Source organism: Rhodanobacter glycinis (assembly GCF_006438785.1).
GTDB classification, from domain to species: Bacteria; Pseudomonadota; Gammaproteobacteria; order Xanthomonadales; family Rhodanobacteraceae; genus Rhodanobacter; species Rhodanobacter glycinis_A.
In genome coordinates this window covers 139056-158067 of the sequence record NZ_RCZB01000001.1, presented here as the reverse complement: position 1 = coordinate 158067, position 19012 = coordinate 139056, and the positions used below count along the sequence as shown (strand labels likewise).

General features: G+C 63.8%; 20 protein-coding genes. 12 read left to right on the top strand and 8 right to left on the bottom strand.

The annotated features are described in order from the left end of the window. Positions 1-85: 85 nt before the first annotated feature. Positions 86-1768: a hypothetical protein gene (locus tag EAH75_RS00755; RefSeq protein ID WP_140652612.1), complete on the top strand. Its 1683-nt coding sequence runs from the start codon at positions 86-88 to the stop codon at positions 1766-1768. Between the two features lie 92 nt (positions 1769-1860). Here the strand turns inward: EAH75_RS00755 and EAH75_RS00750 are convergent, their stop codons facing one another. From EAH75_RS00750 to EAH75_RS00735, 4 genes are all read right to left on the bottom strand, one after another. Next, positions 1861-2235, bottom strand: a complete 375-nt coding sequence (locus EAH75_RS00750) for a hypothetical protein (protein ID WP_140652610.1) — start codon at positions 2233-2235, stop codon at positions 1861-1863. A gap of 412 nt (positions 2236-2647) precedes the next feature. After that, entirely contained in the window at positions 2648-3349 is a 702-nt protein-coding gene (locus tag EAH75_RS00745) for a histidine phosphatase family protein (protein WP_140652608.1), read from the bottom strand. Between the two features lie 29 nt (positions 3350-3378). Further along, the gene (locus EAH75_RS00740) at positions 3379-4341 is read right to left on the bottom strand and encodes a VOC family protein (RefSeq protein WP_277752531.1); all 963 of its coding nucleotides are present in this window, start codon (positions 4339-4341) and stop codon (positions 3379-3381) included. Between the two features lie 68 nt (positions 4342-4409). Beyond that, positions 4410-5324 (bottom strand): alpha/beta fold hydrolase, encoded by a 915-nt coding sequence (locus EAH75_RS00735; protein ID WP_241668844.1) that lies wholly within the window; start codon positions 5322-5324, stop codon positions 4410-4412. A gap of 212 nt (positions 5325-5536) precedes the next feature. Between EAH75_RS00735 and EAH75_RS00730 the strand changes: the two genes are divergently transcribed. Further along, positions 5537-6409, top strand: a complete 873-nt coding sequence (locus tag EAH75_RS00730) for an AraC family transcriptional regulator (RefSeq protein ID WP_140652604.1) — start codon at positions 5537-5539, stop codon at positions 6407-6409. A 47-nt stretch (positions 6410-6456) separates the two neighbouring features. On the opposite strand, the gene EAH75_RS00725 is transcribed toward EAH75_RS00730, so the two are convergent. Continuing rightward, positions 6457-7026 (bottom strand): NADPH-dependent FMN reductase, encoded by a 570-nt coding sequence (locus EAH75_RS00725; RefSeq protein ID WP_140652602.1) that lies wholly within the window; start codon positions 7024-7026, stop codon positions 6457-6459. A gap of 298 nt (positions 7027-7324) precedes the next feature. Here EAH75_RS00725 and EAH75_RS19705 point away from each other — a divergent pair, with 298 nt between their 5' ends. From EAH75_RS19705 to EAH75_RS00685, 10 genes are all read left to right on the top strand, one after another. Further along, the gene (locus tag EAH75_RS19705) at positions 7325-7480 is read left to right on the top strand and encodes a hypothetical protein (protein WP_170212234.1); all 156 of its coding nucleotides are present in this window, start codon (positions 7325-7327) and stop codon (positions 7478-7480) included. Between the two features lie 192 nt (positions 7481-7672). Continuing rightward, complete coding sequence (locus EAH75_RS00720) at positions 7673-8602, top strand: class I SAM-dependent methyltransferase (RefSeq protein WP_193557803.1); 930 nt, start codon at positions 7673-7675, stop codon at positions 8600-8602. 96 nt (positions 8603-8698) lie between these two features. Then, positions 8699-8827: a hypothetical protein gene (locus EAH75_RS20005; RefSeq protein WP_275669868.1), complete on the top strand. Its 129-nt coding sequence runs from the start codon at positions 8699-8701 to the stop codon at positions 8825-8827. Positions 8828-8898: 71 nt separating this feature from the next. Then, positions 8899-9054, top strand: coding sequence for a helix-turn-helix transcriptional regulator (locus EAH75_RS00715; protein WP_240046245.1), 156 nt, complete (start codon positions 8899-8901; stop codon positions 9052-9054). 99 nt (positions 9055-9153) lie between these two features. Next, on the top strand, positions 9154-9987 hold the full coding sequence (locus tag EAH75_RS00710; RefSeq protein ID WP_140653057.1) for an SAM-dependent methyltransferase: 834 nt from the start codon (positions 9154-9156) through the stop codon (positions 9985-9987). Positions 9988-10026: 39 nt separating this feature from the next. Next, positions 10027-10317 carry a hypothetical protein gene (locus EAH75_RS00705; protein WP_140652598.1) on the top strand — a complete coding sequence of 97 codons (291 nt, stop codon included), beginning with the start codon at positions 10027-10029 and terminating at the stop codon, positions 10315-10317. A 50-nt stretch (positions 10318-10367) separates the two neighbouring features. Continuing rightward, the gene (locus tag EAH75_RS00700; protein WP_240046244.1) at positions 10368-12110 is read left to right on the top strand and encodes a tetratricopeptide repeat-containing diguanylate cyclase; all 1743 of its coding nucleotides are present in this window, start codon (positions 10368-10370) and stop codon (positions 12108-12110) included. Between the two features lie 82 nt (positions 12111-12192). Continuing rightward, positions 12193-12738: a peroxiredoxin gene (locus tag EAH75_RS00695; protein ID WP_140652594.1), complete on the top strand. Its 546-nt coding sequence runs from the start codon at positions 12193-12195 to the stop codon at positions 12736-12738. Between the two features lie 255 nt (positions 12739-12993). Continuing rightward, positions 12994-13437 carry a DUF2231 domain-containing protein gene (locus EAH75_RS00690; protein WP_140653055.1) on the top strand — a complete coding sequence of 148 codons (444 nt, stop codon included), beginning with the start codon at positions 12994-12996 and terminating at the stop codon, positions 13435-13437. Further along, positions 13430-14746, top strand: a complete 1317-nt coding sequence (locus EAH75_RS00685; RefSeq protein WP_140652592.1) for a PQQ-dependent sugar dehydrogenase — start codon at positions 13430-13432, stop codon at positions 14744-14746. The genes EAH75_RS00690 and EAH75_RS00685 overlap by 8 nt, the downstream gene beginning before the upstream one ends. Before the next feature lie 114 nt (positions 14747-14860). Here the strand turns inward: EAH75_RS00685 and EAH75_RS00680 are convergent, their stop codons facing one another. From EAH75_RS00680 to EAH75_RS00670, 3 genes are all read right to left on the bottom strand, one after another. Continuing rightward, positions 14861-16819 (bottom strand): M61 family metallopeptidase, encoded by a 1959-nt coding sequence (locus tag EAH75_RS00680; RefSeq protein ID WP_140652590.1) that lies wholly within the window; start codon positions 16817-16819, stop codon positions 14861-14863. 150 nt (positions 16820-16969) lie between these two features. Continuing rightward, positions 16970-17758, bottom strand: a complete 789-nt coding sequence (locus EAH75_RS00675) for a LytR/AlgR family response regulator transcription factor (protein ID WP_140803694.1) — start codon at positions 17756-17758, stop codon at positions 16970-16972. Next, positions 17755-18867 carry a sensor histidine kinase gene (locus EAH75_RS00670; protein ID WP_140803692.1) on the bottom strand — a complete coding sequence of 371 codons (1113 nt, stop codon included), beginning with the start codon at positions 18865-18867 and terminating at the stop codon, positions 17755-17757. Before EAH75_RS00670 ends, EAH75_RS00675 begins: the two co-directional genes overlap by 4 nt. Positions 18868-19012 lie beyond the last annotated feature (145 nt).

The following is a 19012-nucleotide window of genomic DNA, read 5'->3' as shown; positions in this document are numbered from 1 at the left end:
CAGGCGGCAACGCCTGTGACCGGCGATACGGTCGCGCGGCCGCGCATTGCCCATCGCGATATCCACCATCGTCCGGAAGCCGCCCATGACGCCCCTGGTTGTCGGTGTCACCAGCCATCGAAACATTCCCGCGCGCGAGATCGAACCGATCCGGCAACGCGTGCGGGAGTTTTTTGCGCAACTGCGCCACGATTTCCCCGAACTGCCACTGGTGGTGCTGTCGGCGCTGGCCGAAGGCGGCGACCAACTGGTTGCGCAGGAAGCACTCGCCCAGGGTGCGCGCCTGATGGCACCGCTACCGTTGCCGCGCGAGATGTATGTGGACGACTTTGCCGACCCCGCGGTGCGCGCCAGCTTCGACACGTTGTGCAGCCAGGCCGAGATCGTGCTGCTGCCCAAGCTGATGAATCAGCCGAGTCTTGCGATCGGAGCACAGGGCATGCCACGCGACCGCCAGTACGCCAAGGCCGGCGTGTACATCGCCAGCCATTGCCACATCCTGCTGGCGATCTGGGACGGCAAGGCGTCGGGCCGGCTCGGCGGCACCGCGCAGATCGTGGACTATCACCTGACCGGCGCGCTGCCCGGCCTGATCGATCGCCGTCGCGATACGCGCCATGTGCTGGGCGGTGGCGACGAAAGCCTGCTGTATCACATCGTCTGCTCGCGCGCTCACCCCGACGGTGCTCCGGCTGAGGGGCTGCTGCCGTTGCAGGCAGGCTGGCGCAGCGCCGACACCCTGGCCACCCAGGTCAGCCTGCCGGCGGAGTTCCATCTGATGTTTGCGCGAATGGCCGAGTTCAATGCCGAACGCGACAACTACGCCACCCAGATCGAAGCCGCGCCGCATGGCGTTCCGTCGAACGCCACCCTGACCATCGACCAGACCTTTCATGCGGCGGACTGGCTGGCCATGCATTTCCAGAAACGCGTGCTGCTGGCGATGCGCCTGACCTACACACTGGCCGCGCTGATGGGCATCGCATTCACGTTTTATGCGCACCTGCCCGCGCAGGACTATCTGATCTACCTGTTCCTGCTGCTGTTCGCCAGTGGCGGCGCCGTGGCCGTGCTCGCGCGCCGCCGCGGCTGGCACCGCAAATACCTGGACTACCGCGCGCTGGCGGAAGGCCTGCGCATACAATCGTACTGGCGGCGGGCAGGCATCTCGGCAAATGCCGACCATGAGTTCGCCCATGATAATTTCCTGCAGAAGCAGAACATCGAACTGGGCTGGATCCGCAACGTCATGCGCGCCGCCAGCCTGTATCCGTCGATACAACCGGAACAAGCCACGCCCGCGGCACTGGCCGATGTCATCGCCGAATGGGTAGGCGAATCCGGAAAATCCGGACAGCTGCATTACTACGAATGCAAGATCGTCGAGCGCACCGGGCTGCACCATGTCACCGAAACGGTCGGAAGGATCAGCTTGTGGGGTGGCGTGGCGATCAGCGTATTTCTCGCCGCGTTTGCGCTCGTGCTGGCGCCGGACACCAAGATCTTTCTGGTGATGATCATGGCCGTGCTATCGATCGTTGCCGCCGTGCGCGAGGCTTACTCCTATCGCAAGGCCGACAAGGAACTGATCCGCCAATACCGCTTCATGCAGCGCATCTTCGCCGGCGCGCGCGCTGCACTGGATCGCACGCAGGACCCCATTCAGCAGCGCGAAATCCTGCTCTCGCTGGGCGACGCGGCGTTGACCGAGCACGCCGAGTGGACCTTGATGCAGCGCGAGCGGCAGGTGGAGCACAGCAAGCTGTAGGGGGAAACGAACACCGTGGCCGGCGAGACCGCGAACACCGGGGCAAGGCATGCGTCATGGTTGCAGACAGCCACCGATCCTTCGGCTCACCTTCAACGCACGTGCAGCCAATACACATGGACCCCGTTGGCACGATCTTCGGCACGATGCCCTTCGCGCCCTTCGATAACCACACCCCACACGGTGCGGATGCTGTCGCCCAGATGACTGTCCACCCGAACATGTTCGCCATGCGGCAGCGTAAAGCAGGTTTCCAGCACCATCGCCTGGTCGCGCTCCCAGACCAGCAGAGCCGGTTTGCCGGCAGCAGCGCCCCAGCCGATATGGATCTGTACCTCCTGCACCGGATAGACGCCACGGTTGTCGAGCTTCCAGCTTTCGGTCTTTCGCAGCAGCGACTCCAGATGCGGATCGCTCCAGTCCACATGGTTGACCGGCTTCTTTGCGGGTAGCTTGTGGTGGTTCATGTACGCGGACACCCCCCCTGGGTAGGCACGGCCAAACTCACCACCGACATCCCGGAAGCGGCATGCGACGGCTTGGCGGACAGTTGCGGTAAAGGGCGAATACATGTGAAGCACGGGTTTCCGGCGGCCGGGGAGATTTACCGGTTATCGGCCACGACGGATGCTTCTGAAGGATGCCACCCACAGCCTCTTGCCAACCCGGCTCAGCTGAAACCGAAGACGGCAGGTAATCGATGATGACCTGCGTGGCGCGGAAGCCCTGCGACTCGAGGGTTCCGCCGCTCTTCAACTTCGTGGCGTCCGTCCGGCGCCGCGCGCATATCGCTGGGGATCTATTCGCTGTCCGGGATGAAGTGGGCAGCGCTCGCTGGATCAGCCTGCCCCGACCCGGCACCAGCTCCCGGCCGAGCCATCAGTCGAGCGGCAGCGGCGGGATCGCCAGGCTGCGTTCGCTGTCGCCGGTCGCCCCGGTGAGCATGGCCGGTGGCAGATGTCCGACATCGCCGACGGCAATGACCTTGAAGCTGCCGTCAGCCTCGATGCGGATCTCGGTGATGCTGGCATTGCCCACCGACATTTCCAGCCATGCCGTGGTGTCGACGCCGAGCGCTCGGGTGACCAGGTAGCGGATCACGTTGCCGTGGCACACCAGCAGGTCGGTGCGCTCGTGGCCGGCGGCAGGCCTGAAGTAGCGGGCGAACAACCGGTCGAACTGCGTCTTGCAGGCGGCCAGGTCCTTCGGATTTTCGTGAACCATGATCTCGGCGCGCCGGCTGGGCGGCGTGCATTCGGCGAGATCATCGACCACCTCGAAGCGGCGCCCGGGGAAATTGCCGGCGATGACCGCCGCCGTGTCGCGTGCGCGCTGCACCGGGCTGACATACATCGCGTCGAAACGCGTCGGCAGACCAGCCAGCCGCGCGCCCACCAGTTGCGCCTGCGCCACGCCGATCGGCGCCAGATGCGGCCCCAGCCGTTCATCCGCAGCAGGGTCCGGGACGTAGTAACCGTGACGCACCAGCACGATGGTCCGCGCTGCGGGGGCCTGGCTTTCGGCAGCGTACGCCGGTGCGATCAAAAGCAGGAAGCAGAGGCATTGCAGGAGTCGGTTCATGGCCGAAGTATCGCGCAACGGCAAACGCGCTAGTTGCAGTGCCCGGCGGATGCGGCCGGCACGGACAAGGCGTGGAATTCGATCAAGAGTCCGAGGTCACCCTGCGTCGGCGCCAGAAAGGACTCGCCCTGCAATCCGCAGTAACTCGTCAGTTGCGTTTCGTATCCACGCTCGACCCGCCTTTTTGCCGCGTCGAAATCCGCGACGCCGATGCTGACGCCAAGCACCTGACTGCCGCCTTTGCGCAGCGCTTCAGCAGCGATACCCGCGCCATCCGGTTGCAGCACGAAAATGCGCTTCGATCCCATCGGCACCGCATACCCGCGAGCTGATATCTGCGGGATGCGAACAGATGTCGCGCCCATGTAGCCCATGCGCTCGAACTGTTTTCGATCGGCATCCGCGTCCGCCGAAAGAAGCCATAGCGCGGACAATTCGCGTGCCGTGTTGGGATGCTCATGCGCGATCTGGTCATCCGCGACACTGGCTGGCGTGATGTTGCCGGGTGCGTAGTCGATGAAGAACAGGTTGCTCGAAAGAGGCTGGTGGTTGAAGGCAAACAGCCGCCAGCGCGCAGGTGCGGACGGGCCAGCGCCATCGGGGTCCGTAGGCGACGCCGAGAAGATGGCAGTGGGCTCCAGGCCCTGGTGTTTCAGGAACGCACGAGCCTGATCGAGCGCCGACAAACGCAGCCCGAACGTCCGCGCGCCCGGGCCGCCGCGCAATACGGCCTGATCTGCCTGCATGCCGGGATCCATGTCCGCGTCCGGCCGCGTGATGCCTTCCAGTTCGAGATAGCTGCGGTCGGCCATCCGCACATAGCGGTTAGCCACTCCGCCGGGATCGCGCCCCGGCCGAACCTGGAACCCGAGCTTGACCGCCATGATCGCAGTGACCTGATCGAGGTTGCGACCCCACAGCAGGATGTGGTCGAGCGAGCTCGCATCGGTAGATGGCTCCATCGCACCGGCAGGCCGGCCCAGGCCGAACATCAGCAGCAATGCAAAAAACAGGAGAATGGATCGCACGGCGTTTGCTCCGTTGGAACGTGATATCGACATCAGGCGGCACGCCATAGACGCCGCGCCTCCTCGGCGATGATTTCGGGAAATTCCTCGGGGAAGAACAGCTTCCCTCCGGGCACGAGACGGATACCCCGGGACCGCGGAAACGTGCGATCGAGGTAATCGGCATCGGCCTGCGAAAAGATATCGTCGCTGGCGCCCCACACGATCCGCACCGGCACCGTGCTGCGCTTGAGCGACTTTTCAATGCCGCGCAGCGGGTTCGGCTCCAGTGCGAGGTGGAACGCGTGGTATTGCGCCCGGCGCAACGGCGAACTCACCAGCGGCTCCACGTAGTATTCGATGGTCTCGTCAGCGAAACGGCTGGGATCGCTGTATACCGCAGCACCGAACGTCGAGCGCGCCAGCGTTTTGTCGGTGAGCCATTGGGCGGTGGCACCCGCGAGCGTTCCGGCGCGCGCCATCTCGATCGCGGGCTTGACCTTGGGCGGAGGGCTGTCGGGTTCGACGTCGCAATTCGTCAGCAGCAGCGTGCGCACGCGCTCGGGATAGCGGACGACGAACAGTTGCGCCACCGCACCGCCGCTATCGCTGGCGACGATATCGACCTTGCGGATCGCGAGCTTGTCGAGCAAGGCTGCGAGCATCCCGGCCTGGGCGTCGGCGGCCAGCGATTGGTGCTCGGGAATCTGCGAATATCCGAGGCCCATGAAATCGGGCGCCACGCACCGCCGGTGGGCGGACAACCGATCGATCGCGCCGCGCCACTGAAAGCCGTTGAGCGGCGCACCGTGCAGAAACAACGCCGCATCGCCCAAGCCGCGCTCGACATACGCGATCCGGCCGAACGGGAGCTCGGCGAATCGTCGCGTCGCACGGAACGCTACGGCATCCATGGGTTTCAAAAGGCCGGCGCCCGTGGCGCCGCGATGAGTGTCGGCATGCGACACGCGCGCGCCAACGACGCCGGCGGCGAATGTGGCACCGGTCAACATCAGAAACTGTCTACGCCTCATTCCGGATCTCCATGCGGCAAGTGCTTTGCTTGCCGGCATGCTGGCAGCGCCGCTGCAACAGCGCGCGCACAAACGGCCGGCATCGGGTACAGGCGGATGATTTTCGGCACTTGCATCGAGGCCGCAGCGCGTAGAAGGATCAGTGCATGATCGACCGACCCACGTGCTATCCCAGCCCTCCGGCCGCGCTACTGGCGGGCGCCGACCCGCACCGCCTGCCACTGCTGGACGTACTCACGTCGCCCGTGCCATTCGGATTGTTCGATTCACCGGTGGATCATCGTCATGTGCTCTGCCTTCACTTGGGCGATCCGGTGCCGGTCTCCTATCGCGCGGGCCATTGCGAGCGGCACGGCGTTCGGCTCCATGGCCAGTTCTGCGTGGTGCCCGCGCATTCAAGTACCCGCTGGACATTGTTGCGGCCTGCACGTTCCCTGCTGCTGCGGCTGACGCCCTCGCTGTTGCTGGACACCGCGGACGCCATGGGCCTGGGCTCGCACGAGGCTCAACTCGCACCGTCGATCCACATACGCGACCCGCAGATCGAGCGCATTGGCTGGATGATGCAAGCCGAGGATCACGACGCGTATCCGGGCGGCCGACTCTTCGCCGACAGCCTCGCCGCCGCGCTTGCTGCACGTCTGCTGGCACTGCAATCGCGCAACGCAGCCCCGGCCGCAAAACCTGGTCGTGCGTTGCCGGCATGGCGATTGCGCCACGTGATCGAATACATCGAGGCCCATCTCGATCAAGACCTCACGCTGGCCGAACTCGCAAGCGTGGCGGGATTCAGCCTGTCCCACTTCAAACCGCTGTTCAGGCAAGCCGTCGGCATGCCGGTGCATCGCTTCGTGCTCGAACGCCGCGTGGAACGCGCACGGCTGCGCCTGCTCGAAGGCGGCAGGAGCATGACGGAGATTGCGCTGGAGGCGGGCTTCGCGCACCCCAGTCACATGGCCCGCTGCATGCGCCGCGTACTGGGGCTGAGCCCCTCGCAAGTCGCAGGTCAATCGGGATAGGCCCGCGGCAGCAACACGGAAAGGCGCGATCCTGCCGGCAGGCCCCCTTAGATCACCCTCATCGAGCCGGCCTGCGCGAAAGCAGCGAAACCTTCCACGAACTGGCGCAGCGAATCGCTGGTGCGCGCATCGACGATGGCGCCATCGGCATCGAACACGCTGCCCGCGCGCGACACCATCAGGCGGCCGCCGGTCCAGAGTTCCGCACCAAGCGTGCGCAGCACCGGCAGCCAGGCATTCTGCGACAGGATCGTGCCGAAGCCGCCGGGCGATGCGCCGATGACCGCCACCGGCTTGCCGGCAAACACGCGCGGGATATCGGCCGGCGGTCGCGTTAGCCAGTCCAGCGCATTCTTCGTCACGCCGGGGATGCTGTTGTTGTATTCGGGCGTCGCGATCAGCAGGCCGTCGGCCGCCGCGATCGCGTCCTTGAGCGCAGTGACCTCGGCAGGGATGCCGTGCGCGGCTTCATCGTCGCCGTTGTACAGCGGAAATGCGGCGATCGACATCATCTCCAGCCGGCTGCCGACCGGCATCATCGCGCCAGCGGCACGCAACAGCGCGGCATTGAACGAGCCCTTGCGCAGGCTGCCGGAAAACCCCACGAGAACAGCCACATTTCACCTCCGAAGCGATCGCGACGACAGAGTCGCAAGGGTAGCGTGGAAACAGCGGCCATCCATGTCGCGGGAACCCGGCGTGCCAGCCTGCGCCGCCGCACTTGGGCGTGATGTCCGCACCACCGTCCGGCACACCGTGTCCGGACAGCCCGATCGTCCGCGGACAACCGGACCTTGGCGATAGCAATCGAGGAAATCGCATGGGAATGCGGGTTTCCACACTTCCGCGAAGTTGGCACGCCACTTGCCATCCATCCCTTGAAAGCTTCATTTCCTCACAGCTCGGAGAACAACCATGAAATTCGAAACCTTGATGCTGCAGACCCTGTTCAGCGCCTGTGCCCTGATTTGCCTGCTGGCGCTGGGCGCCATGCTCACGACGAAGGTGCCCGTGTCTGCGGTGGCCGCAAGCCACGCACCAGTAGCTGCAGTGGTAAGCCCGGCGGGCTAAACCGACCGATGGCAGCAACCAGCGCCACCTCAAGCCCGATGAGTCGCGTGCCGTCGATTGGCACGCTGCGATACCGCATACGGCAATGAGTTCGCGATGGAGGCATTCAATTGTCTCCAGGCATGGCCCAACCTGACCCTCCTTTGTTTTTTTCCGCCATGCACTCCGCTCCAGCCATGCCAGTGGGTTACGATGCCGCCCCCTTCGTCGCGTTGCGGCAAGCTGTCGCCGGTTCATTACCGCTATTTCAGGAGATTGCCCGCCGTGCCGCATTATTCCGGCCCCCTGCTCACGCGCCCGACGGCCGAGGCACTGCTGGCCGCGCGTGATGCCGGTGCGGGCGAATGGGCCGGCTCGCTGGACCTGGGCCGCTCGAACGGCAACGCGTCACTGGAACCGGACAGCTGGCAGTGGCGGAGCCAGCACTATCCGTATCCGCACAAGCTGAAAGACCGCGCGATCTATTACTGGGACGGCGACGAATTCGCGCCGGTGTCGCGCTATTCCGGCTCGCTGATCAAGCTGGTGCCCACCGAGTGGGGTGCGCCAACCTTCGAGATCGACGGCATCAAGATGCTGCCCACCTCGAAGGAATCGCCGTTCGAGGATGCGCGCCGCAAGGTGGCGCTGATCGAGCCGCGCGGCAAGGTGGTGCTCGATACCTGCGGCGGCCTCGGTTACTTCGCAGCCTGCTGTCTGGAAGCTGGCGTGGCGCGCATCCACTCTTTCGAGAAGAACGCCGATGTGTTGTGGCTGCGCACGCTCAACCCATGGTCGCCTGATCCTGATGAGGTTGACCCGGACGTCCCCGCCAGCGGCGGCCGCCTGCAACTCACCCATGCCGACGTGTCGCAGGCGATCACGCAGGTCGCCGACGCTTCGGTGGACGCGCTGCTGCACGACCCGCCGCGCTTCGGCATCGCCGGCGAGCTGTACTCGCAGGTTTTCTACGATCAGCTGGCGCGCGTGCTGCGCCGCGGTGGACGCCTGTTCCACTACACCGGCAGCCCGAACAAACTCACCAGCGGCCGCAATGTCCCGCGCGAGGTGGAAAAGCGCCTGGAGAAGGCCGGGTTCAAGGCGCAGCTCGCGCTTGATGGCGTGCTGGCAACTCGGCGCTAAGCCGGGCCTTGCGAGCCGGAAGAGCAGTTTCATCTGGCCACTTGGTTGATTTGCTTGACATGATGTTAATGAAATAGGCCGTACGGGTCGCGCGTCATGGTCATGCCGTTCAACAATGCTGGCTGGAAGCTCGTCAACACCGCGCTGTTGTTCATCGTGCTGGCCGAGACGGCGCGCTACGCGCTGATCCTGATCGGCTACCGGAGGCCGCGCCTTGTCCACTGAGTCCTCGACCAACGACGTGCGCCTGCTGCGGTTCCTCGCGCAGGACATGACGCAGGCCGAATTGGGCAAGCGTGTTGGCCTCACCCGCCAGGACCATCGCCGCGATCGAGCAGGGGCGTTATTCGCCCTCGCTCGACATCGCCTTCCGTATCGCGCATGTATTCGGCAAACGGATCGACGAGCTGTTCCACTGGCAGCCGGCCGGAGATGACCGCAAGGAGGCTTGAAAGCTGTCCGTCAAACCCGGGCCGCCCCACTCTTCCCATCGGCTTTGTCGTTCTCAATCCCGGCGTGCTTCAGCCCCGGTAGTGTCCTACTATCGAATGATGGACACGCTGACTATTCCGCCATCGAACGGCGCCCGACGCGGCAGCCTGGCCTGCGTTGGCTTGGGCATGACCCTGGGCTCCCACCTCACCCCGCTGGCACGCAGCCATATCGAGCAGGCTGACGTGGTGTTCGCCGCACTGTCCGATGGCGTCGTGGAGCTGTGGCTGGAACGCATGCACCCGGATGTGCGCAGCCTGCATCCCTATTACGCCGAGGGAAAGTCGCGGAGGGTCACCTACCAGCAGTGGGTCGACGTGATGATGACCGAGGTCCGCGCGGGCAAACGCGTCTGCGGCGTGTTCTACGGACACCCGGGGGTATTCGCCTGGTCGCCGCACAAGGTGATCGAAGTAGCCCGTGCGGAAGGCTTTCACGCCCACATGGAGCCCGGCATCTCCGCCGAGGACTGCCTGTACGCTGATTTGGGCATCGATCCCGGCCGCTTTGGCTGCCAGCACTTCGAAGCCAGCCAGCTGCTGTTCTACGAGCGTCGTATCGACCCCACGGGCTATCTGGTGCTCTGGCAGGTCGGGCTGGTTGGCGACCTCTCGTTGACCCGCTTCACGACGGGCTCGGCCTACCGCCAGGTGCTGGTGGACGTGCTCGCGCAGGACTATCCGCTGGATCACGAGGTGCTCATCTATGCGGCGGCCACACTGCCGATCCAACGCCCGGATATCCAGCGCGTGGCTCTGCGTGACTTGCCAACGATTGCGATGACCGCCAAAGAAACTGTAGTACTGCCACCCGCAGCGCCTTTGAAGCAGAATAGGCTGATCCGTGCCCGGCTGGCAGCGCTTGATGAGCAACTGGTCGCGGAAAGCGCCTGAGCAGGTGCCTTCCGCATAACGGGATCACAGGGGGAAAACATGTCAGACACGATTGAACTGCTGAGCACCATCGGCCAGGACGCTTCGCTGCGCCATGCGTCCGCCGAGGAACTTGCACCGATCCTCGAACAGGCGAATGCGTCAGAAGCCCTGAAGGCAGCCGTCGCTGCGGGCAATAGCTCGCTTCTTTCCGAAGAGCTTGGAAACAAGCCGAGATTCGAGCCGCAGATCGTCCATTCTCCGGGACATGAAGACGAGGAGTCTGATCAGGGCGATGCCGATTCATCGCAGCCGTCCGAGCCTGACAACGATACGCTGTCGAAGCGATAGAAAGACGCGACGTGACACTTTGGCGACAACGCAGAGGACCAGGCACCGCCTTGGCGGGCTTGGTTCTATGCATCCTGATTCAAACCGGGCATGCCGCCGATACCGGCAAGATCACCGATCCGGGCAGCTTTCTGGCTCAGACCGAGAATCTACGCGTCAAGGACCACCGACAGTTCGCCCAACGACTGGTGCAGATTCATCGCGAGTCCCCCCCACTGACAACCGCCGAACAATGGCAACTGCAATATCTGGACGCATTGGAGGTATCGCTGGAAGGCAACTTCGGGGCGGCGAATAAGCCCTTGCGCGACGTGATTGATCGCTCGGGTGATCCGACGCTTGCCGCAAAAGCATCGGTTGTTCTCCTGACCAACCTGGCCGGCAGTCACCGCTATGAAGACGCCTTCAAACTGGCTCAACAGCTGGCGACCGATCTGCCTCAGATCCACGACAGGACAACACGCTTCCAGGTGCTAAGCGGCCTGTCCCAGATGCTGAACCTGGCCGGCCAAACCGATCTGGCCATCCAGTACGCCCGCATGATGGAGGACACGGTTCCGGCAGGTGTCAGCCTGTGCGACCCCCACTACAAGCGGGTTGCAGCGCTTTACAACGCGAAGAAACTGACTTCTTCGAGCCCCGATCTGAAGCAGGCCATTGATACCTGTGACGCGGCTCAGCAACCCATCTACGCCACTGCTGCCCGACTCATCCTGATTACCCTCCATCTGGAAGACCACCAGCCGGCCAAGGCCCTGACGCTGCTCGACCGCGTGGCACCGAGCATTCTGAAAAACCACTATTACCCGCATACCCTGTCAGCGCTGGTGCACCGCGCCCAGGCCTATGAAGAAATGGGCAGGGACGACGACGCCCGCAAGGCGGCCCTGACAGCGGTGGCACTGGCAAGACCTGGCGAGATCAACGACTGGCAGAAGAACGCGTACGAGGTGCTCTACCGGATCGCGAAGCGCCGCGGCAACATGGCGTCCGCGCTCTCCTACTACGAGCAGTACGTCACGCAGGACAAAGGCGCGATCGACGATGCTGCCGCGCAGGCACTGGCCTATCAGACAGTCGAGCAGCAGGTACTTGCCCACAAACTGGAGACCGAAGCGCTCGGCAAGCAGAACAGCGTCCTGAGGTTGCAGCAGGCGCTGGACACCAAGGCAGTGGAGACCAGCCGGCTGTACATCGCGCTGCTATTGATGGCCCTCGCCTCCATCGTGCTCTGGCTCTACCGACTCAAGCGCTCGCAGCTTGGCTTCAAGCGGCTGTCCCACCATGACAGCCTTACCGGCATCTTCAACCACCAGCATTTCATCAGCGAAGCCGAGCGGGTCCTGCGCCTGCTGCAGAAAAAGCTGGGCCATGCCTGCCTGGTATCGATCGACCTGGACCACTTCAAGCAGGTCAACGATACGCATGGCCACGCCATGGGCGATGCCGTGCTGAAACGTGCCGTCGCCATCTGCCAGCAGCACCTGCGCCCCACCGACTTGTTTGGCCGCCTGGGCGGCGAGGAATTCGGCATCCTGCTGCACGAGTGTTCTCGCGAGCAGGGTATGGATATCGCCAATCGCATCCGGATTACCATCGGAACAACCCCGATGGAAGAAGATGGAGATGGCATATCGATTTCCGCCAGCGTCGGCCTGGCCTCCACCGACAGTTCCGGCTACGAGTTGCAACGGCTTTGCAAGGAAGCGGATGCAGCGCTCTATCGCGCCAAGCGCGCCGGGCGCAATCGGGTCATCGCCGATACCGAGAAGGACAACCTGGTCGAAGCCTGAGGGTCGCTGCGCCGCCGCATCCGCCCGGGCGCTTTTGGCGTATAAAGCTGTTGCCCTCCCCCACCGTCCCAGGATTGTTGCCATGAAGTCTTCGATGAAGTTCGCCGCACTCGCCCTTGTCGTTACCGCCACCCTCGCGTCGCCGGCTTTCGCCGCGCTGAAGGAAGGCACCCAGGCACCCGATTTTTCCGCACCGGCCTATCTCGCCGGCAAGCCCTTCACCTTCAAGCTCGCCGACGCCCTGAAGCAGGGGCCCGTGGTGGTCTATTTCTTCCCCGCTGCACACACGGCGGGCTGCAACGTGGAGGCTCACCTGTTCTCGGAGGCCATCGACAAGTTCAAGGCGCAGCACGCCACCGTGATCGGCGTCACCGCCGGCAACATCACCGAGCTGGCCGATTTTTCGAAGGAAACCGAACACTGCGGCGGCAAGTTCCCGGTCGCCGCCGATGACGGTGCAAAGATCGCGAAGGAGTACGACGCCATGCTGCTGCTGAGGCCCGGCTGGTCGAACCGGACCTCGTACGTGATAGCCCCGTCGGGAAAAATCACCCATGTCTATTCGGACCTCAGCCCGAAGAAACATGTGGCAGAAACGCTCAATGCAGTGAAGGCGCTCGAGAAGTAGCACGCGGGCCCATCGCGAGGCAGCAGAGCAGATCAGGATGATCTGCTCCGCCGCTTGAACGGGGGAAAGCGCACGTTGGGGTATTCCTCGGACCGGCTCCTGTTTCCAAGAACGTGCCCTGCATCTAGACATGCCACACACACCGAGCCGACTAGCGTGCGCCGCTAATCCAACGGCGCGCATAGGCCTTGGGAACAGCAACGCGCAATGCCGCAGGCCCACGCGTATCCCCTCATCCTATCGAGACCGCAGCCCATGAGCTCTCGTACCGCACCGCGTCGCTCCGTCGTGGCCAATGCCATCTACGGACTTCTCAACCCGATCCCGTTCGGCTTCTTCGTCGCCGCGCTGATCTTCGACATCATCTATGCCCGCAGCGCCGAGGTGATGTGGGGAAAAGGTGCTGCCTGGCTCATCGTGTTCGGGCTGCTGTTTGCGGTGATCCCGCGTCTGATCAACCTGGTCCAGGTCTGGATCACTGGCAGGCGGTACTCCACGAGCACCGACAAGCTCGATTTCTGGCTCAACCTGTGTGCCATCGTCGCGGCGATCTTCAACGCTTTCATGCACAGCCGCGATGCCTACGCGGTGGTTCCCGCCGGCGTCTGGCTTTCGGTCTGCACGGTAATCCTGCTGTCGATTGCCCACATTGTCATTGCCGTGCAGCACTCCGCATCGGGGGATTTCGTCCATGACTAAGATCGTCTATCGCAACGCGCTGGCGCTGACCTTCGTGGCAATCCTCGCTGGCTGCAGCGGAAAAGCGGCGTTTGAGCCTGCGCAGCAGTCGGGCGACAACCCGCCACTGCCCCAGGCCCGGAACTTCCTGATACCGCCCATGCAGGTTCCCAAGGGAGTTGGCTGGGCTCAAGGTCAGGCGCCCAAGGTGGCGGCTGGACTGAAGATCGAAAAGATCGCCAGTGGCCTGATGCACCCACGTCAGCTCCTGGCACTCCCCAACGGCGATGTCCTGGTGGTGGAGTCCAATGGCCCCGGCACCGAGCCGGTGACGACCCCCAAGCAGTTGATTGCCGGCAAGGTCAAGAACCTCTCGGGCAAGGGTGCCAAGGGCGGCAACCGGATCACCCTGCTGCGCAAGAACGGCGCCGATGGCGAGTGGGAGAAGCATGTCTTCATCGAGCACCTGCACTCACCGTTCGGCGTGCAGCTGATCGGTGATTCCCTCTATGTCGCCAATACCGACGTCATCGTGAAGTTTCCCTACGTGACGGGGGAAACACAGATCACCGCGCCCGGCGTAGCATTCGCAGACCTGCCGGGCACCATCAACCACCACTGGACCAAGGCACTGCTGGCGAGCCCGGACGGCAGCAAGCTGTATGTCGGCGTCGGCTCCAACAGCAACATCACCGAGAACGGGCTGGCCGTGGAATACCGTCGCGCGGACGTGCTCGAAGTCGATGTGGCCACCGGCGCCAGCCGCATCTACGCGTCGGGCCTGCGCAATCCGACCGGGCTGCAATGGGAGCCGACCACCGGCAAGCTCTGGGCGATCGTCAACGAACGCGACGAGATCGGCGCCGACCTGGTGCCGGACTACCTGACCTCCGTCCAGGAGGGAGGTTTCTACGGCTGGCCCTACAGCTATTACGGCCAGCACGTGGACAGCCGCGTGATGCCGCAGCGACCGGATCTGGTCAGCAAGGCGATCAAGCCGGATTACGCGCTGGGCTCGCATGTCGCCGCCTTGGGGTTGTTGTTCTCCGACAACAACGCGCTGCCGGCGAAGTATCACGGTGGTGCTTTCATCAGCGAGCACGGCAGCTGGGACCGCTCGCCACTGAGCGGTTACCGCGTCACCTTCATCGCCTTCCAGAACGGCAAGCCGGTCGGCCTGCCCCAGCCCGTCGTCACCGGCTTTCACTCGAATGACGAGACACAGTTGTACGGCGCACCGGTCGGGCTGGTAACGGATAAAGATGGCGCGCTGCTGATCGCGGACGATGTCGGTGACACGGTCTGGCGGGTGACTGCGGACGCACGCTGAGCGGCGTGAGCGGCGCCGTCATGAACGGGGACAAGTTGAGCAGGCCCCTTTATGCAATCGAGGACGGAGGTAGTTGAATCCGGTCAACTACCCCATCCTCCTGGATACCGACGTCTACTTGCGCGCTGCGATCATCTCGCTCAGATAGTCCGGCGCGCCTTCGATGCGTGCCAGATGCGGATATTGCAGACCACCGTGATAATCCACCGGCACCGTGCGATAGCCGCCCTGGTACTTCAGCAGCAATTGGATCGGCGTCTTGCTGTCCCTGGCCGCTGCGATCGCGCTCTTCAGCACATCGCGTGAATAGGTCTGTCCGTTCACCGCAGTCAACGTGGCGCCGGTGCTGACACCTGCCTTGAATGCCGGCCCGTCCCAGCGTACGTCGTTGACCTCCCCCTTGTCGTTCATCGTCAGACCGATCGACCACGCAAAGTTGTACATATGACGGGATGGTTCCGGCCGGCTGTCGTACTGCTTTTCGTACGCGCTCTGCTGATCGGTATAGACCAGCTTCCAGCCTGATGCCGCAAGGCCGCTCAGCAACGGCGGCTGGTTCACATCGACCCGCGCGTGCAGGAAGCTTGCCCAGTCATCTTTCGCCACGCCGTTCAAGGCTGCGACCACGTCGTCGAAGGTATAGGTTTTCGTCACGAAGCTGCCGTTGTCGACACCAAAGAAAGCACGCGCGAAATCGTCCAGCGATTTCCCGTCGTGCGTCAGCGCGCGAATTCTGGCATCGACCGCCAGCCACAGCATCTGCCCGCCGCTGTAGTAATCCTCGCTCATCTGCCAGCTGCGATACGGCAGGCCCGAACGGCGAGCGGCGGTTGCATCGTTGGTGGTGTCCTCGAGCGTGCGCCAGTCGAAACCGGCGCGGTTGCGATCGTAGTTGGCAGCAACCATAGCCAGCGCGTCGCGGTATTCCTGCGGCGTCCACATCCCGGCACGGGCGGTCAGCACGAAACCCCAGTACTGCGTCTGGCCTTCGTATACCCACAGCAGCGAATCGCCCATCGGCACGTTGAAGTTGGGCGTCCACAGATCGGCCGGACGACGGAACTTGCCGTTCCACGAATGCGCGTATTCGTGCGCCAGCAGGTCACGGTTGGGCGCGTTGTCGGCCCAGGCGGTGAAGTAGTCGGCATCCATGCCGTCCTCGCTGGACTGGTGGTGCTCGGTACCGTTGCCAGCCAAGACATCCGACAACGAGAACAGGAAGTCGTAATGGTCGTAGTGATGCGAGCCGAACAGCTTGACCGCCTGCGTCACCAGCGCGCGATGCACCTTCAACTGCTCGGGCGTCATCTCCAGGTACTTCGGTGCGTCGGCGACGATGTCCAGGTGCACCGGCGCCGCGCCGCCCGGGTTGAGATCGACCCGCTTGAAATACCGACCTGCGTAGATCGGCGAATCGACCAGGTTGTTGAATGTCACCGGCTTGAAGGTGGTGGTGTCGCCCGATTGCGAAGTCGTGTCCAGCGCGGTGCCGAGCTGCCAGCCATGCGCCAGCGTCACGCTGGGCGAAAACGTGATGCCGCGCGAAAAATAGCCGGCCGGATACAGCGACACCTTGCTCCACTCCATGTCCATCATGCGGTCGGTGATCTCGAACCCCGCACTGTCGGTGCGGCCGGACATGTACTGGAAGGTCGCATCGACGCTGGTGACGCCCGCGGGCACGTCGAGATGGAACGCATACACGTTGTACTTGTCGCGCTTCCATTTAAGCGGCTTGCCGTTGGCGCTGAGCTTGAGGCCGGCGAGCATGGCGATCGGGCCGGTCGGCGAGTGATCGCCGGGAATCCACTGCGGATACAGCAGCGTCAACGCGCCAGCCTTCACCGGGATCGTCTCGTGCACGCGGAAGATGCCCTGCAACGTGTCGCCGGCATCGACATGAAGCGCGATCGTGCCGGCATACGGCGTGTCCTGCGGCGGAGGTACCAGGTCGGTTCGCGGATCCTGCGCATAGACGGCGGCGGTCGCGAGGGCCATCGATAGGGCCACGGCAAGACATGCAAACGTGCGGCGCGCGCCAGACGGCGACCGGGGGAGAGAGGCAACGGGCATGATGAACTCCGACAGGCTGACCCAGGGGATTCGCACAACTTAACATTGCTGCGCAAACTGTGTAGTCCGATTTATTTCTGGTCCCGAACGTGGAGAGAGAATCTGGCCACGGCGAAATGATGCTCCGCCATACTGTCTGCGCCCGCCTCCCTATTCCACCCGTTTCCCGCCGCTGGCCGAGACCAGGCGCAGAAAGGTTTCGTGCTGGTAGCGGCTCATGCGCAGTTTCTGGCCGGTATCCATCGTGACGACGTGGTGGCCGTTGAACCACGGATGGATGGCCTGGATCCGGCGTACGTTGATGATGGCCGAACGGTGGACGCGCGCGAAATGCCGCGGGTCGAGTCGCGCGGCGAGCGCGCTCATGGTCTCGCGCATTTCGTGGACACCGTCGGCCAGGTGGATTTGCACGGTGTTGCCGCTGGCCTTGATCCACACGATGGCATCGACGTCGATGAAACTGATGTGCTCGTCGATACGCACGGGCAGGCGCTGGATATAGTCGTCGCGCTGGCGCAAGGCGTCGAGCGCCTGCAGTATCCGCACGGAGGCGGCCCCGCCCACGCCCTCGCCGGTGGACAGCCGCGCCTTTACGCGCCGCAGCGTGTTCGCGAAACGCTCCCGGCTGAACGGTTTCACCAGGTAATCCACCGCGTTCGCCTCGAACGCCCGCACCGCGTATTGCTCGAAGGCGGTGACAAACACCGTCGCCGGCATGCGCTCTGCGCCAATGGTCGCTGCCACGTCTATGCCGCTCATGGCAGGCATCTGGATGTCGAGAAAGACCAGGTCCGGCGACTGGCTGCGTATCGCCTCGACCGCCGATACGCCATCGCCGCACTCGGCCAGCAGTTCGATGTCGGGATCGTCGCGCAGCAGGCGCACGATGGCACGGCGCGCGATCGGTTCGTCGTCCACGACCAGGGTAGCGATGCTCATGTGGACGCGACCTCGGGCGCATCGTCAGGTTCCTCGATCTCGCGAAACGGCAGGCGAAGCCGGCAGACCACGCCCTCGGGCCAGATCATGTCCAGGCGCACCTGCGCAACATCGCCATACAGTTCGCGCAGGCGCAGCTCGGTGTTCGACAGGCCGATACCATGCCCCGACCCCGGTGCAGCCCCTGCCTCCAGCGAGCTGTTGCGATTGCGCACATCGATGCACAGAGTGTCGCCCTCGCGCCGGCTTTCGACCTCGATGCAGTCCACGCCGATCCGCTTGCTGATCCCGTGGGTGATGGCATTCTCCACGATCGGCTGCAGGATCAGGCTGGGCACGGCACAATCCAGCGTGTCCGGGGCGACGTAGATCTGCGTGGTGAGGCGATCCTTGAAGCGTATGCGCTGGATGCCGAGGTAGAGATCCAGCAGCACCAGTTCCCGCCGCAAACTGACCTCCTGGCCGTCGTAGTCCTCGAGGAACGCGCGCAGCAGGTCACTCAGGCGCAGCAGCATGTCTTCGGCCGACAATGTGTCCTCGTCCAGCAACGTCGCGATCGCGTGCAGCGTGTTGAACAGGAAATGCGGCTGCAGCTGCGACTTCAGCGCACGCAGGCGCGACTGTGCGAGCTCCGTCGCCAGCTGGCTCGCCTCGATCTCGCGGCGCGTCTTTTCGGCATGGAACTGCATGGCCTGCTGAATCGCGAACAGCGACCAGTAGGCCAGCAAGCCGGTGGCGAAATGCTGGCCGAGAAACTGCCTGACCTGCTCATCGAACGAACTCGGCTCGAACGCCGTCGACACGAACGCGCCGATGAGCATGGCCAGCAGAGTCACGCCCACGCTCGCCGGCAATTGCATACCCAGCCCGCGCAGGCGCACCGGCGACTGGATCGGATACTTCGCTGCCAGCCGAAACACCATCGGTGCCAATGCTGCCCATGTATACCACTGGATGATCGACCAGCGCAGGTAGTCGAAGGCCGACCAGGTATGTCCGTTCATCGCGTCGTGCATGAACCCCTGCAGCGCAAATACCACCGCTACCGCCGCCCACAGGCCGAGATAGCGAAACAGACCGATCTGCGTGTTGCCGAGGCGAACCATCATCGCGGGATGTCCCGTGGGTTGAAGTGGCCATCCTAGGTGCTGCACACGGCGCTGAACAGCAAGACCGCGACGCCACTACGATTCGCCACCGCGTCACGACGATTCGTCCCGAACCGCTTTCGCAGGACACCTCCATCCGGCCATA